Source organism: Vibrio olivae, assembly GCF_042428525.1.
GTDB classification, from domain to species: Bacteria; Pseudomonadota; Gammaproteobacteria; order Enterobacterales; family Vibrionaceae; genus Vibrio; species Vibrio olivae.
The window spans coordinates 1-657 of sequence record NZ_JBHMEP010000072.1 but is presented as its reverse complement, the minus strand read 5'-3'; the positions used below and the strand labels follow the sequence as shown (position 1 = coordinate 657).

Sequence of the window (657 nt, the reverse complement as noted above, 5' to 3'; positions counted from 1 at the left end):
TGGATGAAGAAGTAGCGCTACGGTGCATCAATCCTAAATGCCCTGCTCAAATGAAAGAAGGCTTGAACCACTTTGTCTCAAGAAATGCGATGAATATCGACGGGTTGGGCCCGCGTGTGCTTGAACAGATGTATGACAAAAAACTAGTCGCAGATGTCGCTGATCTTTATAAATTGACAGAAGAAGAGTTATTGACGTTGGACAAAATAAAAGAAAAATCAGCAAATAATATTTTGACAGCAATTGACAACAGCAAAGATAATTCGGTCGAGCGGTTGATTTTCGGGTTAGGAATCCGACATGTCGGAGCGAAAGCAGCAAAAATTTTAGCAGAACATTTTGGTGATCTAGAGACATTGAGTAGAAGCGACTATGAGTCGATTATTGCGCTCGATACGATCGGTGATATCATTGCCGACAGTGTAGTCACTTATTTTAGTAACGAAGAAGTCCATGAATTGATGAATGAATTAAAACAAGCAGGCGTCAATTTCGAATACAAAGGGATTCGAAGTACCCAATTGCAAGAAGTCGAGTCGCCTTTTAAAGAAAAAACAGTAGTCCTTACTGGTAAACTAACACGATTGACTCGTGAAGAAGCAAAAGAGACGATCGAAAATCTTGGCGGGAAAGTGACTGGTAGCGTATCGAAAAAAA

General features: G+C 40.3%; 1 protein-coding gene. It reads left to right on the top strand.

The features are described 5' to 3' along the window. Positions 1-657 (top strand): helix-hairpin-helix domain-containing protein (locus ACFFUV_RS23535; RefSeq protein WP_390198392.1); only part of this gene is annotated, 657 nt, incomplete at both ends.